The following is a 15,515-nucleotide window of genomic DNA, read 5'->3' as shown; positions in this document are numbered from 1 at the left end:
ATTTAGGTTCCAGTACCTATGGTGTGTGGGTTCGACTCCCACCTCGTGTACTTTAAGGCCGAACTTCGAAAGAAGTTCGGCCTTTTTTTGTGGGAAATAAACTACTTAAGTTTAACTCTTATGTATGGGCTCGAGATGTGACTCGGGAGTAATTGCTGCTGGATTTTGATATCTTTGCGGTGGTTGCTATAGAAATCGATGTGTTTGGCATTGCTATCCAGTGGGATGGTCACAGTGAAAATATTTTTATTTTGCGTCATTTCTTTAGAATTCTCAGCGGGGAAGTTTTGCTGAATGTAACTTAAGCTTCCTTCGAGAGCTCGGTCATACATCCAATAGATACGCCCAGACTCTACTTTTTCTTGTGTCTTAAACCTGACTGTAACTAGAGCTTTGCCGTCCTCTATTTTATATGTCACTTGAGGTGGTGAGAGCATTTGCTTTCCAGGGCTTAGAAAATGTTGCAGAATGAAAGCTTGTTTACTTGCGTCGCGTTTTTCAACTTTGGCACCATTATTCTTTTTTCCATGTCCTGAATTAATGCGATTATAGGTTGGGATTTGCGGATAGTTCTTTCCAAGGCTGACCATGTCGAAGCAGACAAAGTCATGTGTGCCGGGGTGAAAGTAGAGTTCACAGCCACGTTTCATGAGTTGCTCCCAGTTTTTAGAGATGAAAATATATGGAGCTAAGGACTTGGCTGTATTTTGAACTTGCGCCCAAGTATTTCCGGAATCTATCGCCGATTGATTATAGATGGGGCCATAGGTTCCACCTAAAAAACGATGTTCACTTTTTGTATCGTTTTTAGCGTAATGCTTTTTAAGTTCATCCCAGGCGTTGTCATCACAAAGGCGCAAAGGGGATTCACAAATGGGTGAGACGGTAGCATGCACTGCAGTGATTCTTGGATCGTGGATAATAGCAACAGAGGGCGAGGCACCATTTTTAGATCCGCCAGAAAGAAGGACTTTTCCCTGCTCGAAATGATTCGATTCAGCAAATGCGGCGGTTATACAGCGCATTAAACTCGCGGGCCACGCCCAATACTGAATAGAGTGCTTGGGATTCAAAGTTTTGGCAAAACGCTGTTTGCTTTCATTTCCTAAATCTCTTTGTCCCCAAGAACCGAATTCCTGCACAACAGTGAAGGCTAAGCCGACGCCTTCTTTTAGTAGTTCTTCATCGACTCCACGGGGTTTAAGGTCTTTTGAAATGATCTGGAGTTTATTGCCACCCGTGAGATGAAAACCTTTTGCTTTCTTATTTGCGGGGACAACTAAACGTAGTGGAACACGATAATCTTGGCCTGGCCAAAATTCTCCAACGCGAATTTTGATATATTTCTGACGGCTTGGAGTGGGGCCATCGACATGATGCCAATCTTCGATGACTTCTATATCTAAGCTTGAGACATCATAAATTTCTTCCATGTTAAACATGGGACTAATAGGGTGTGGGAACTTCTGTGAATATGAATTGAGGCAGAATACGAGTAAGAGAAAGAAGTACTTCATAAAATTTCCTGTATGGTTTTTTCTAAACTAAACGTATTGAGTAGCGGAATATTCGTTCTAAAGTTACAAAATTTCACAAAAAATTAGATTAAGCTAATTGGATCTAAACCATAATAGTTCTGCATGACTCGGTAAATATTTGGATGCTTCTTCTTGAGTTGCTTGGGCTTTTCGAAAAAACACTCAGTACAGACTGCAAAAAATTCGGCTTCATTAAGAGCGCCATAAGGATCGATGAGCGTATCTTGATGTCTTTTTTTCTTCTCTCTAAGCCATAAGAATTTTTTGTACATGATTTTCCCCCAGTCCAAATAGGCGGAGCTTTCTTGTAAAATAGGAACTCCATCCGCGCTGCCGTGTTCTTGGTCGAGTTGGTGGGCAAATTCATGGAAGACAACATTTTGACCATCATGATAGTTGGATGCTCCTTGGCGGCAGCTATTCCATGACAAGACAATGCTACCTCGAATAGATTGACCAAGTCGAATGGATTCTTCGCTAGAAATGAAAGAACCTTGGTTCTCTTCCACATTAGACTTAAATGCATCGGGATAGACGTAGATCGTATTGAGCGAATTAAAATGTTTCTGTGTAGGGTTGTTGAGTGTGAGTAAGCAGGCTTGCGCGGCAATCGCAACTCGAATTCGATCACTCATGACGAGGTCTTGGCAGGGTATGAATTCTACTTCGTCTAGGAAAATGTGGATGAGACTCCAGAGTTTTGTACGGTCTTTGTTGGTAAGTTTGTCCAAGTATGGGACTTCTTCATGTAAAAAAATCTCCCATTCTGGGGGGACAGGAGATGACATGAGTTTACGGCGTTTGCTCTTTTTATAAAGAGGGATTCCTAGTGCTAAAGCAAGAGCTATAATTGTGATACTTATTAAGGTCGCCATGAAATCTCCAAATTTAATTAGGGAAACTTAATGCAATAAATAAAATTTGATAGTAAGTGCGAATTGCGCAAATATTGATATTTGGGCACCCCGGATTTGATTGAAATTAAGCTATTAATCTAGCAAGTTTATTTTTTGAGGAAATACTGCCCTTGATTTTTACTAGTTTATTATAAAGCTGAAAGCAAGATTCATCTTAGCCCAATAGTGTAAGCCTTGGGGTAATAATGTATATGGTCATATTATGAATGCTGTAAGTATGGCTTAGAGCGACTATGTCGCTCCTTCAGAACCCGTGTTTTTTGTTTCACATATACCTAGATCTCACGAGCTAAGCTGTTTATACCGTGCTTTCAGCACTCAAAAGTAAATCTAATTCATCGCTAGATTAATAGTAAACTTGGCAAATAAATTTGGATTAAGTGTGGCGAAGTTTTAGATTATGAAAAATAAGGAGTATGATATGAAAAAATTAATAATGATTGGAGCTGTTCTGTGCTCTGTATGGGCTTGTTCGAGTAGTGATCCAGGATGTACTTGTTCGGGTAGTGATGGTGGTGTTTGTGCCTGTACGGGTGGATCGTGTGAATGTGGACCATGTGCCGCTAAATAAACAAGACTAAATTTTTTAATAAAAAGGCTTTTGCGAAGTTCACAAAAGCCTTTTTTTAATGGGTGAAAGAAGGGCTTATTCGCTCTTTTCTTTCACTGCCGTTTTGATGGAAAGCTCTTCAAGCTGATCATCGCTCACCGGAGAAGGTGATTGAGTCATGAGGCAAGATGCTTTAGCAGTCTTCGGAAAGGGGATGACTTCGCGAAGTGAACTTGCACCAGTAAGGAGCATCACCATACGGTCAAGCCCAAGAGCTAAACCGCCATGAGGGGGAGCGCCAAAGGCAAGAGCATCAAGAATATGGCCAAATTGGTGCTGGGCTTCTTCTTCACTGATACCAAGAGCATCAAACATTTCAGATTGGAGCTGTGTATCGTGAATACGAATTGAGCCACCGCCAAGTTCACAGCCATTGAGGACTAAGTCGTAAGCGCGAGCTCTGATGGAGCCGCGGTCACTTTGCATTTTGTCGCGATCCGCTTCATGAGGAGCCGTGAAGGGGTGGTGCATGGCGTGCCATTCTTGAGTTTCTTCGTCTTGGACGAGGAGAGGGAAATCGGTAACCCAAAGGTAATTCCACTGATCTTCAGGAATCATTTCTGTCTGCTTAGCAATATGCAGGCGAAGTTGGCCGAGGACTTCGCAAAAAGTTGTGAAGCTATCTGCAGCAATGAGCAAGACATCATCAACTTCTAAGTTGGCCGTTTCTGTAATAGCTTGGACTTCATCTTCAGTTAAGAATTTAGTGATCGAGCTTTTCCAGCTACCATCTTCTTTAACTTGAATAGTGGCGAGACCCTTAGCTCCGTAGAGTTGGGCGTGCGCCGTCCACTCTTTGATCGTTTTATTAGTAGCGAATTTGTTGCCACCTTTCACGTTGATAGCGCCAATGCGACCACCATTTGCGAGTGTGTCTGCAAAAACTTTGAACTCAGAATTTTTGAGTGCGGGTTCAAGGTTGATGAGCTCCATGCCAAAACGTGTGTCGGGCTTGTCGCTACCGTAGCGAGTCATTGCTTCGAAATAATCGAGGCGTGGGAAAGGGGTCGGGATGTCAACGCCCTTAACTTCTTTCATGATACGGCTCATCAGACTTTCGAGTAAAGAGTAAATATCTTCTTCATCAATGAAGGACATTTCTAGGTCGACTTGTGTGAACTCTGGTTGGCGATCAGCGCGCAAATCTTCATCGCGGAAACAGCGGGCAATTTGGAAGTAGCGTTCGAGACCACCGACCATGAGCAACTGCTTGTATTGCTGAGGTGCTTGGGGAAGTGCGTAGAACTGACCTGGGTGAACACGACTTGGGACGAGGTAATCTCGAGCACCTTCGGGTGTACTTTTAGAAAGAATTGGAGTTTCGATTTCTAGGAAATTATGGTCATCAAAGTGATCGCGAATAGTTTTTGTGATGCGGTGACGAAGAACCATTTTTTCTGTGAGGGCAGGGCGACGGAAATCGAGGTAGCGATAACGCAAGCGCATTTCTTCGTTGACTTTGTCATCATCGAGATTGAAAGGCATGGGACGAGCCTTGTTTTCGATCTTAAGTTTTTGGACAACGACTTCAACTCCACCAGTAGGGAGTTTTTTGTTGACCATACTTTCTGGGCGGCAACGAACTGTACCTTTTACACTGATAACCCATTCTTCACGGAGTGAGTTACCAAGCGTCATGAGTGCTTCGCCAGCATCTGGTTCGATGTTGACTTGAACGAAACCGGAACGGTCGCGTAGGTCGAGGAAAATGAGTCCGCCTAAGTCGCGACGACTTTTAATCCAGCCAGAGAGAATGACTTCTTGATCTTTATTTTCGGGGCGGAGATTTCCGCATTGGTGTGTTCTTTTCATAGTTTTACTCGCTTGAATAATTAATACAAAAAAGGCCGGCTGAAGCCGGCCTTATAGTCATGTGCTTTGGATTAAGCTTCGATATCTTCTGGAGAAATAGTAGATACTTTTTCTTTCATGACTTTACCAGATTTGAACTTAACAACTACGCGCTCAGGAATTGGCACTTCGTTCTCTGGTTTATTAGGATTACGACCGATGCGCTGCTTTCTAACTTTAAGTTCAAAAACACCGAAGTTACGAAGTTCTACATTTCTGCCTGCAGCAAGTTCGTTGGTGATGTAGTCAAGAGTCTTTTGAACAACATTCATCACTTCTTGTTGATTCAATTTTGATTCGTCGGCGATGCGAACTACGAGGTCACGTTTCGTCATAGTGAAATCCTTTAAATAAATATTCTTAAATGAGTTAAAATTTTGCTCAATTGAGCTATTAAAATCGGCAAGAACATAATCTTTAATCACTATCAATCAAGGCGTTTTCCATGATTTTGTAAGGAAAATTAAGGGCAATTGAAACTTGCAAAAAACAGCGCATTTTAGAGTTGAAAAAATGCATAATGAAACGGGTTTGAAAATGAGAATATTAGTAACAAATGACGATAGCCAAGATTCGCCACTTTTGGAGTATTTGTTAGAAGAATTGAAAGGCATGGGAGATTTGCAAATTGTTGTCCCCAAAGAAGAGCAGTCTTGGACGGGAAAAAGCATCAGCCGTTTTGAAGTTTTAGAGAGTACTGAAACTGAAATAGCAGGAGTAAAGGCTTGTGTTGTGTCGGGGAAACCCGCCGATTGTGTCAATTTTGGTGTTTATCACCTAGGTGAAGAGAAACCAGACTTAGTGATCAGTGGTATTAATATAGGTTATAACTGTGGCGTTAGCTACATTCTTTCTTCTGGCACAGTAGGTGCATGCCTTGAAGCGAATATCGCTGGAATTCCAGCTCTGTCTCTTTCAAGAAGAATGGCGGCAGAAACTTATCATCGTTGGTCGAATGAGCGTTACTTCAACGAAGAAGAAGAGAAGCAAATACGTAGAGAAGTGAAAGCGATCATGACTGAAATCAAAGAAAAAATCATGAAGCGCGACGATTTTTTATCTGAACCAGTAACTTGGCAAATAGAAATGCCACAGGACTTAGCTGAAGATTGGAGTTTAGAGGCTGCTTACTTAGGCCATAGTTTTTACGGAAGTTTATTTGAGAAAAAAGCAGGTGGGAACTACGGGCATAACCTGCAAAAGCATGATTTAGATCCGCGACCAGATGCCGATGTGAATATCATTGCCCAAGGGAATGTGAGTGTGGCCAAACTGGATATTCGAGTTTTGGGACAGGATAAAATTAATTTATAGTTGGAGAAGTCATGAAAAAGAAAGTTCAAACATCAGAGGCTCCAGGAGCCATCGGCCCTTATTCACAAGCCATTGATTTGGGTGATTTAGTTTTTGTGTCGGGGCAAATCCCCCTCGATCCCCAGCTAGGATCTATTGTTGAAGGTGGGATAGAGGCTCAAACTGAGCAGGTTATGAAAAATATTGGTGCCATTTTAAATGCTGCTGAATTAAAGTATAGCGATGTGGTAAGAGCAGAGGTGTTTTTGACCAATATGGATGACTTTTCAGAAGTTAATGAAATCTATGTCAAGTACTTTTCGGCAGAACCCAAGCCAGCGCGTTTTGCCGTTGGTGTCGCATCTTTGCCGATGCAATCTTTAGTGGAAATTGCGGTGATCGCAAAGCGTTAAGTATTTAGTTATTGAGATAGTGCAGTTGTTCCCATAATGCGGAACTGACTGGGCCATGGAGTTTATCTTGGCTTCGGCAAGCGTAAAAGGGTTTAGATATAGAATGAATCTGATCGCTTTCAAATGAGATCAGAAGACCGGCGCTTAACTCTTTTGTTATTTTGTGTTTAGGCATGCTTCCCCAGCCTAAGCCTGCCAGAAGCATTTCTTTTTTGATCTCGAGATCAGAAACATAATGGCGTTGCCCACCTTGGAGTAAAGTTTTTGAATGACTCCGTTCTTTGGAAGTCTCAGGTATAATGATCTGTGGAGATTTTCTAAGTTCCATTTTAGAGATGTACTTATCTTTATTGAGTATAAGTGTCTGAGGAGCGCATACGGGAATCATTTCGATGTCCCAAAGAAGAATTCTATCAAGGGAAAAACTGGGGCTTTCAAGATTGGAAATGACGATGTGAGCTTCGTCTTGTTCAAGGCGCTCCATGGTGCCACCCAAAACTTCAAAATTGAGTTTTAGTCGTGTCTTGGGGTAGCTAATAAAGAAGTTCTTCAAGAGTGCCAAAAGCGTACTTAGAGGGCAAATGGTATCAATGGCAATTGAAATTTCTTCTTCGTGTTGATTGTTGAGGTATTGACTCAAATCAGTGATTTCTTGTACGTTGTAAAGCATTTGTTCAGCATATTCATAAATGCGTTGGCCCTGAGCACTGAGTTTTGTGCTGCGATGACCGCGATCAAACAGTTGAATGCCAAGTTCCTTCTCTAATTTACTGACTGCAATGCTAACTGCTGGTTGAGTTTTCCAAAGTTTATCGGCAGCAGCGCGGAAGCTGCCTTCTTCGACAACGGTTTTGAGGATATGAATTTGTTCTAAAGTCATGATATAAAAATTATTTATGTTTATCCTAAATATTACATATATTTACTTTATATCAAAGCCTGGTTACCTTTAGTCAGTTTCAACAAATAAATAAGGAAATTGAAAATGAAAAAGTTAATCGAAAAATTTTTAAAAACTGACGACAAATTTGCAGCACTTATAATTAGGGTGATGGCTGCTGTGGTGATATTCCCTCATGGTGCGCAAAAAGCATTTGGATGGTTCGGAGGCCATGGCTTTGAAGGCACCATGAACTTTATGACCGGAGCTGGAGGACTTCCATGGTTAGTGGCATTCTTAGTTATTATCGGTGAATCACTAGGAGCTTTGATGTTAGTGAGTGGAGTAGGGACAAGGTTTGTGGCGGCGAGTCATACCATTATAATGTTAGGTGCTTTGAAAATGCACTGGGCAAATGGTTTCTTCATGAATTGGTTCGGGAATCAAGAAGGCGAGGGCTTTGAATTTCACCTTCTCTATATTGGCATGATGCTGAGTTTACTCGTCAGTGGAGCGGGTAAGTGGTCGCTAGATAATATCATCCACAAAAAGTTAGAAAACTAATTTTGGAGTATAAGATGAAAATTCATAGAGCAGAAGATCGGGGACATGTTAATCATGATTGGTTAGAAGCCAAACATAGTTTTTCTTTTGGTGAATATTATAATCCAAGAGCGATGCGCTTTGGATCTTTGAGAGTGTTGAATGAAGATCTTGTCGAACCTGGGCAGGGCTTCGGAATGCATCCGCATCAGGATGCGGAGATTTTGACCTATGTTTTATCAGGTAAAATAAAGCACGAAGACTCCATGGGGCACGGTGGAGTGATTAGCCATGGTGAGATTCAGTATATGAGTGCAGGTAGTGGTGTTCGTCATAGTGAGTTTAATGCTTCTGAGTCTGAAGCAGTTCACCTCTATCAAATTTGGGTCCTACCAAATGAAAAAGGCTTAGAGCCGCGTTATGAGCAAAAAAAGTTTCCACCTGAAGGACGCTTAAATCAATGGCAGTTGATAGCCTCTCCTTTGGGAGAAAACAATTCATTTAGGATTGCACAAGACGTGAAATTCTATGCCACGGAATTGGAGGCAGAGCATAGTTTGGATTATGAGCTGCAATCAAATCGCCAACTTTGGCTACAGGTAGCTAAAGGCTCTGTTAATATATGTGGTCATGAATTAAGATCTGGAGATGGGGTGAGTTTTGAGAAAGCTCAAGAAATTAATATTACAGCTTTAAATAACTCGGAAATTCTCTTGTTTAATATGGCTTGATGATAGTCTAAAGTCATAAAAAAAAGCCACTGATTTGCATCAGTGGCTTTTTTGGGGATTGTTTAGACGATTATTTTTCGTTTAAGCAATCAACACCTGGAAGAACTTTACCTTCGAGAAGCTCGAGAGATGCACCGCCACCAGTAGAGATGTGAGACATTTGATCGGCAATGTCAAATTTAACAACTGCTGAAGCAGTATCGCCACCACCAATAATTGTTGTCGCAGATGACTTAGCAAGAACTTCACCCATACCGCGTGTGCCGTGTGAGAAAGGTTCGATTTCAAATACACCCAAAGGACCATTCCAAACTACAACTTTAGCATCAGCTACAGCAGCAGAGAATTGTTCAACAGCAGCAGGACCAACGTCAATACCTTCCCAGCCAGCTTTGATATCGCCAGAAACAACTTCTGTGTTTGCATCGGCAGAAAAATCGTCAGCAATAACTGTATCAACCGGAAGAATTAGCTCAACGCCTTTAGCTTTAGCTTTTTCGATGAGTGAAAGAGCAAGCTCAGCTTTGTCTTTTTCGAGGAGTGAATTACCAACGTCACGACCTTGTGCATATTGGAAAGTGTAAGCCATGCCACCGCCGACAATAACTTTATCAACTTTGTCGAGCATATTTTCGATAAGCATGATTTTATCAGAAACCTTAGCACCGCCAAGAATAGCGACAACAGGCTTTTCGGGTGATTCAAGAACTTTACCGAAGTACTCAAGCTCTTTCGCCATGAGGTAACCAGATACAGCTTCTACGTGCTTAGAAAGACCAACTACCGATGCGTGAGCACGGTGAGCTGAACCAAAAGCATCGCCAACAAAGATGTCGGTGAATTTTGCGAATTCCGCAGCCATTGCTTCAATGTCAGCAGAATCTTTTGAAGTTTCAGAAGCGTGGAAACGAACGTTTTCGAGAAGCACAACTTGGCCGTTTTCGAGAGCATTAACTGCAGCTTCAACATCTGAACCAAAGCAGTCATTTAAAAGTTTTACATCTTGATCGAGAAGTTCTGTAAGGCGCTCAGCAACGAGTTTGAGGCTGAATTTTTCATCACGTTGGCCTTTTGGACGACCCATGTGTGAAGCGAGAACGGCGCGGCCGCCATCAGCAAGTACTTTTTTGATTGTTGGAAGAGCAGAGACAATACGCAGATCATTACTGATTGCACCATCAACTACAGGAACGTTAAAATCACAACGGATAAAAGTTCTTTTACCTTCGAAGTTTACATCATCAACAGTTTTTTTCATTTCTATGTTTCTCCAGTTCTTTTAAAATTATAGACGCGCATATAATAACACGAAGTCTTAAAAGCGCATACAAAGACGGGTGTAAAATGTGACATAAGAGCAGGTGAATTATGCTATGCCTAAGCGGTGTAGATCTTGATAATATCTAGTATTGAAAGTTTTAGAGAGGTGTTTTTAAGTTTAAAAAGCAAGTTTTTGATAATTAATTATCAATAAATATAGAAACAGGCCTTGAATGATAATCCATTATCATTTAGAATTAATATTGATAAATCATTATCATTATTAACTAAGGAACACATAAATGTTTACAAAACGCTTTTTAACAGCTTTTACTTTTCTAGCAGCAACTAGTGCGATGGCTGCACCAAATGGTAAGGGACATACTCATACGGCTCATTCGGGACAATGTGAGCACAGTAAAGATCAATTTTTCACAGGCCACATCCACAGTATAAATCACTTTGACTTCAATGAGCATAATCAAGAAGTTGCTAAGACCCATACTCACGCAGATTTCATGCTTAATTTCACAGATAGAATTGGTGTTTTTGCGGGTTTGAAACTGGAAGAAGATCACTCTCATGGACATGAACATGGAGGCGGTCATGATGACGAAGATCATGATGATAAATATTTTGAAGATCACGTACTCTATATTGATCAATTATATCTTGATTTAGTTCTTGTAGATGACCTCTCACTCCAAGCTGGTAAAATGAGAATTCCAGTGGGCTTTGGTTTACATGAGTACCCTGGTTATTATGGTTATGAGGTTCAAGAAGAGCAGATGCTCCTCGAGAAAATTGCCTTTAATTTGAAATACGCGATGAACTTTGATAATGGATCTGTATTGACCTTAGATGCGTCCACATTCTTTTCTGATACAGCATTAAATGAATCACTAATTAATGACCGTGATGGTGGAGATATTGATCATGAAGATGGCGGTCCAGCCAATACGGAAGATTTCTCATCTTATGCGTTGGGTTTCCGACTCGATAACCTCTACTTTATGAGCGATGAATACATCCACGAATTCGTTGTCCTCGGTGGTTATGCAATGCAGGCAGAAGCTGATTACAGTGATGAACATGGTGACGATGAAGAACGTTTTATTATTGGTGGTAAGTATATCTTTCACTATGACGAAAATACTCGTTTCTCTTTCATGAATGAAACTATTGATATTAGTTCTGTTGGTGCAGAAAGTGAATACGACATGACTGTAGTTAACTGGGGTGCATCATTCTCCTATTATAACTGGCGTATTGGTGGTACTTACACTGACTATCTTCAAGATCATGAAGAATCAGATGAAGAAAATAACGGCCGAGCTATTCAGGCGTCGCTTGGTTATTTCTTCGATATGGGTTTAGGTGTTGAAGTTGGTTATCAGAAAATGAAAGAGGTTGGAGAAGAAGACGACTCAGAAGGACCTGGTATCTCAGTTTCTTACGTTTACGAATTCTAAATCATAAAAAATGCAGGTAGGGGTACCTGCATTTTAAATTTTAATTTCCTTGTTTGGAGCCCGGCTTTGCCGGGCTTTTTTTATTTTAGGAAATGTATTATTTAGGAATGGCATTGAGCGTATAGTAGGCTTTTGAAAGGAAGGGGCCAACAGATTTGCCAAAGGAAGTTTGTGTTAGGTCGAGGTAGTAGACTCTTGACGTATGACCTGAATCTGATGCTTCGTCGAGTTTGAAGTCTTCGAATTTAATTGAGCAAGTCTTTTTATCGCTACTCCAATTAACAGAGCTTAGAGCTTCTTTGCGTCCACCTTTTTCAGGTGAACCGTAACCAGGGGAATCGATGTAATACCAGGAACTGATATTGATGTTACCGAAGTTTGCTGAATTTTGTTCTTTAATAAAGTGAATATCAAAACCCTGTGGGGTAATTTTGACTGTTTGGATGGCGTTTGGAGTTTCTCCGTTGAAGCTAATCTTTTGTAAGCTGCTTTCTGCGCCACCCTGAGCACGCCAGCCACGACCGGTTTGACCCACCCATAGACTATTATCGTTTGGATTGAAAGTCAGGCGCATCACACCAGATGCCATCTTGTTGGCGAAGGGGAGGACCACGCCTTGTTCAATGCCATTGACAGTTTCTGTCGCCACTCGATAGATGCATGATTGAGTTTGGTCACCTAAGAACATTTGTCCTTTAAAAGGCCCAAAGGCACCTTTAGTCAAATCCCAAGTGGGATTACCAGGAGCATTCATGACTTTGTTATGGGGCAAGAGAATTATGGCTTGTTCTCGACCATCTTTCACGGAATCCCATTGAATTTCTTTGCTCTTGAAAGTGAGTCCAGGAAGATCGACTAAACCAGTGGGATTACCATAGAATTTACCTTCTTCGACTTTGAAGATTTTAGATGTGCCAACGTATTCGCCTTGGTTTTCTGTGTAGATGATTTCTTTGTCAGGTGATAATGAAAGTCCCGCGGGGCTTCTGAAACCATTTGCAAAAGTGGAGAACTTACCGTCTTTATCCACATAACACATCCAGCCTTTCAGACCGCCACCCGTCCCCATGAATGCACCACCAGCTTTGTAGTTAAAGGGTAGGTTGTGAGTTAGGTTTAGGTTGTAGAGGTAGCCTCCCTTATAGGGGATGGGGCCGTGGAGGTATTCGTGATAATTGCCGCAAAAACGGAAATGATCAGAGACATTCTCTCTTTTGTCTGACCAGTTATCGCCATCAGTGTCGATGAGTCGAGTGAGGCCTGGTTTTTCACCGATGACAACAGAGTTTTCCGACTCAATCACGAGGCTTAGTGAATCATAGTGACCCTCAGAAAAGAGAAACCATTCCCCATTAACGACTTTCCAAATACCGGCAGTCCTAGTGGTGACAAAAGCAATGTCTTTGTTAAGGAACTCAATTCCGAGTGGCTCGAAGAGCTGTTTGCGACCATGGATATCTGTAGGAGCTTCAGCATTGTGCAAAGTATAGGCTGGGTCCATTTCAGCTTTTTGCTGTTCTTTTTCGGGAGCTTTCGACCACTTTATTTTTTGCCCTTTTAAATTCTCATTAGGAGCTGAATTAACACCAGCAGTGTGAACTTTCTGGAATTTGGCTTTGCGCTTGGCGGTGAATGTAATGGCTTTGTGATTGCCTGCTGGAATCGTCCACTTATCAGCTTCGATTTTCCCTAGGCTAGCTTTGAAATCAGTGAAATTACTCGTGGGAATGTGTAAACTTAAATCACGTTTGAGATTCATATTAAATTTAGCATTAATAGAGTTGTTTTTATTGACGCTAAAAATGAGTTCGAGCTGGTTGCCTTCAACTTCGTAATTAAATTTTGGGATCTCGTTTTTTACTGTATTGACAGAGATGAATTTACTATCAATTTTTGCGGCTTCTTCTAAATAATCACCCTCGAAATGAAGTGTTTTATAAACGTAATGATAATCAGCTTTGGCTGGCTCAGCCCAAGATTTGTCCAGTAATTTACCGTTGCTTAGGTAGGGAGTGAAAAAATCTGTGGTGCCTTGTGTCCATTTGATGCCCTTGTCGCCAATACGGCTTGGTTTTCCACGACCATTCATCATTCCATTGATAGTGACAAAAGGGCCATTCCATATCATCGAAATCCCCATGGTACGTGGATCAAAAGTATAGTTGAGGTTGCCAGGAAGACCAACGAAATAGCTACGGGCAGAAGTTCCTGGTATATGAGTTCTTTGAATACGAGGACGATTTTGTACTATTACTGAGCCGCGGTCTTTCCAAATATTATACTGATCACTGGGCTTGCTATGCCATGAGATCTTTGGTCCCGCATTCTGATCTTCATTTAATGTGAGTAGGTAATGGTAAAGGGCTTCTATTTCACTATCTTTTAGAGTCTCTGGTGTGAAGGGAGGCATGATGGGTAGGTAGGGTTTGTCGCCATCGTTTTTATTGAGAGACAAATGAGCTGTCGGTTCACGGAGTGACTGATAGAGGTAAGCTTTATCAGCGGGTAAGTTCACGAGATGTCTTTCAGCACTTTCCATAACTTTGATACTAACGGGTTTCTTTTGGAAAATCCCATAAATAGCTGGGCCAGTTTTAACAATGGAATTATCTGTGCGGGTATTATGGCATTCCATACAACCTTTATTTTGAAAGATATCTTTACCCATGGCAATCATTTCAACCATTGGGTCACCATTTTTCCCTAGTGGTCTTTTTTCGTCTGCATTGAGTTCTTTAGTTTGAATATCTTCTAAATCAATTTCTTTGACGGTCATTTTACGAATCACAATGGGGCCGTGATCGCCCTGGATCATAATGGGGCCAGTGGCTGCTTCGTCGTTGAATTGTGAAGAGCGTGTCGGTCCAACTGCGTACAGGTTTTCTTGAACGAGCTGACCATTGATTTTAACTTCTTTGAAATAAGCCTGAGAAATTCTTCTTCCCGTCTCATCGAAACGAGGCGCACGGAAAATAGCATCCATAGTTTGCCACTCGCCGGGCTTTTTTGCTGCGTTGACTTTCGCGGCAACGCCAGCACCACGCTCTGGAGGCCAACGTTGATAGAGTCCACCCAAAACGTCAAAGCCCCATTTTTCTTTGCCGTAAGAATCGAGGATTTGGATTTCGTAACGACCCATAAAATAAACGCCGGCATTAGATTTTTCAGCTAGCATAAATTCTAAGTGAAATTCGATGTCTTTGTAATGTTTTTTTGTCGAAATATTATTGGTTTTTCCCTTGCGACCATTGATAATGAGTCCAGTGCCCTCTTCAGTGACGATGAGTTTTCTTCCCTCAGCCTTTGCATCGGCAATGTTTTCCCAACCTCGAGGATTGAAAAAAGCATCACGTAAAGTTTTTTCGGTGGATTCATTTACAGCTTGAGAAGAGTTTTCGCTCGCTTTGAGTTTGCCCATGGCAAGGTAGTCAATGTTGAGGCATTTAGTGGTGGAGTGCTTCATTTTGACGGTGATTGTGTTTTCACCTTTCTTTAGCGTGACGGGAATGAAGATGTCGCTCCAGACTTTCCAGCTACCGGTACCCGGGATGGATAAGTCTTGGGTTTCGCCATTCACTCCGAGGATGATTTCAGCATTGCCATAACCCGCAGAATAACGAAGAGTAATGTCCTGCTTGCCGGCTTTGGGAGCTTTTACTTTAAAAGTTAGAATACCCTTATTGTTGTTATAAAAACCAGCGGCAAAGCCCGTTCCTGAAAATCCTGCGTGATTATTTTCATTAGTGACTCGTTCCCTTTTGGCGTCTTCTGCTTCGTAGATTTCATGTGGGGCTTGGCCATGAGCGACAGTACAGAGTGTCAATAGCGCGGTGTAGAAGTGGCGTTTACTTGCTTTTATTTTCATGGGGTTCCTTTATTTAGGTCAAAAAATTAACTATAAGTAGCTATGTAAGTGAAGGTGAAGACACGTTTCTTTACAGTTATGAGAAAATTTATGTTATTTTTTTTGCGCAGCTCGCAATTCACGCTGTATAATGACTCTATTC

General features: G+C 41.5%; 13 protein-coding genes. 6 read left to right on the top strand and 7 right to left on the bottom strand.

The window, feature by feature from the left end; translation table 11 throughout:
- Window positions 1–101 precede the first annotated feature (101 nt).
- Together PQO01_RS00915 and PQO01_RS00910 are read right to left on the bottom strand one after the other, a co-directional pair.
- Window positions 102–1,517: a hypothetical protein gene (locus PQO01_RS00915; protein WP_274312164.1), complete on the bottom strand. Its 1,416-nt coding sequence runs from the start codon at window positions 1,515–1,517 to the stop codon at window positions 102–104.
- Between the two features lie 83 nt (window positions 1,518–1,600).
- Window positions 1,601–2,413 (bottom strand): M90 family metallopeptidase, encoded by an 813-nt coding sequence (locus PQO01_RS00910; protein WP_274312163.1) that lies wholly within the window; start codon window positions 2,411–2,413, stop codon window positions 1,601–1,603.
- Between the two features lie 463 nt (window positions 2,414–2,876).
- On the opposite strand from PQO01_RS00910, the gene PQO01_RS00905 reads away from it, so the two are divergent.
- Complete coding sequence (locus tag PQO01_RS00905) at window positions 2,877–3,026, top strand: hypothetical protein (RefSeq protein ID WP_274312162.1); 150 nt, start codon at window positions 2,877–2,879, stop codon at window positions 3,024–3,026.
- 75 nt (window positions 3,027–3,101) lie between these two features.
- On the opposite strand, the gene aspS is transcribed toward PQO01_RS00905, so the two are convergent.
- The gene (aspS, locus tag PQO01_RS00900; protein ID WP_274312161.1) at window positions 3,102–4,877 is read right to left on the bottom strand and encodes an aspartate--tRNA ligase; all 1,776 of its coding nucleotides are present in this window, start codon (window positions 4,875–4,877) and stop codon (window positions 3,102–3,104) included.
- 71 nt (window positions 4,878–4,948) lie between these two features.
- Window positions 4,949–5,251 (bottom strand): HU family DNA-binding protein, encoded by a 303-nt coding sequence (locus PQO01_RS00895; RefSeq protein ID WP_274312160.1) that lies wholly within the window; start codon window positions 5,249–5,251, stop codon window positions 4,949–4,951.
- A gap of 202 nt (window positions 5,252–5,453) precedes the next feature.
- Between PQO01_RS00895 and surE the strand changes: the two genes are divergently transcribed.
- Both surE and PQO01_RS00885 read left to right on the top strand, forming a co-directional pair.
- Complete coding sequence (surE, locus tag PQO01_RS00890) at window positions 5,454–6,230, top strand: 5'/3'-nucleotidase SurE (RefSeq protein WP_274312159.1); 777 nt, start codon at window positions 5,454–5,456, stop codon at window positions 6,228–6,230.
- 11 nt (window positions 6,231–6,241) lie between these two features.
- A complete protein-coding gene (locus PQO01_RS00885) occupies window positions 6,242–6,622 on the top strand; it encodes a RidA family protein (RefSeq protein ID WP_274312158.1) in 381 nt (126 codons plus the stop codon).
- Window positions 6,623–6,626: 4 nt separating this feature from the next.
- Here PQO01_RS00885 and PQO01_RS00880 read toward each other — a convergent pair whose 3' ends face one another.
- Entirely contained in the window at window positions 6,627–7,502 is an 876-nt protein-coding gene (locus PQO01_RS00880) for a LysR family transcriptional regulator (RefSeq protein WP_274312157.1), read from the bottom strand.
- 105 nt (window positions 7,503–7,607) lie between these two features.
- Here PQO01_RS00880 and PQO01_RS00875 point away from each other — a divergent pair, with 105 nt between their 5' ends.
- Window positions 7,608–8,066 carry a DoxX family protein gene (locus tag PQO01_RS00875; RefSeq protein WP_274312156.1) on the top strand — a complete coding sequence of 153 codons (459 nt, stop codon included), beginning with the start codon at window positions 7,608–7,610 and terminating at the stop codon, window positions 8,064–8,066.
- Between the two features lie 14 nt (window positions 8,067–8,080).
- The gene (locus PQO01_RS00870) at window positions 8,081–8,776 is read left to right on the top strand and encodes a pirin family protein (RefSeq protein ID WP_274312155.1); all 696 of its coding nucleotides are present in this window, start codon (window positions 8,081–8,083) and stop codon (window positions 8,774–8,776) included.
- 70 nt (window positions 8,777–8,846) lie between these two features.
- Here the strand turns inward: PQO01_RS00870 and PQO01_RS00865 are convergent, their stop codons facing one another.
- Window positions 8,847–10,034, bottom strand: a complete 1,188-nt coding sequence (locus PQO01_RS00865) for a phosphoglycerate kinase (RefSeq protein ID WP_274312154.1) — start codon at window positions 10,032–10,034, stop codon at window positions 8,847–8,849.
- 304 nt (window positions 10,035–10,338) lie between these two features.
- On the opposite strand from PQO01_RS00865, the gene PQO01_RS00860 reads away from it, so the two are divergent.
- The gene (locus PQO01_RS00860; protein WP_274312153.1) at window positions 10,339–11,508 is read left to right on the top strand and encodes a hypothetical protein; all 1,170 of its coding nucleotides are present in this window, start codon (window positions 10,339–10,341) and stop codon (window positions 11,506–11,508) included.
- 97 nt (window positions 11,509–11,605) lie between these two features.
- Here the strand turns inward: PQO01_RS00860 and PQO01_RS00855 are convergent, their stop codons facing one another.
- Complete coding sequence (locus tag PQO01_RS00855) at window positions 11,606–15,373, bottom strand: 3-keto-alpha-glucoside-1,2-lyase-like domain-containing protein (RefSeq protein ID WP_274312152.1); 3,768 nt, start codon at window positions 15,371–15,373, stop codon at window positions 11,606–11,608.
- Between the last annotated feature and the right edge of the window lie 142 nt (window positions 15,374–15,515).

It is taken from the genome of Lentisphaera marina (genome assembly GCF_028745505.1).
GTDB classification, from domain to species: Bacteria; Verrucomicrobiota; Lentisphaeria; order Lentisphaerales; family Lentisphaeraceae; genus Lentisphaera; species Lentisphaera marina.
Note: the sequence above shows the minus strand (reverse complement) of the source record. Positions and strands in the feature narration are given on the sequence as shown.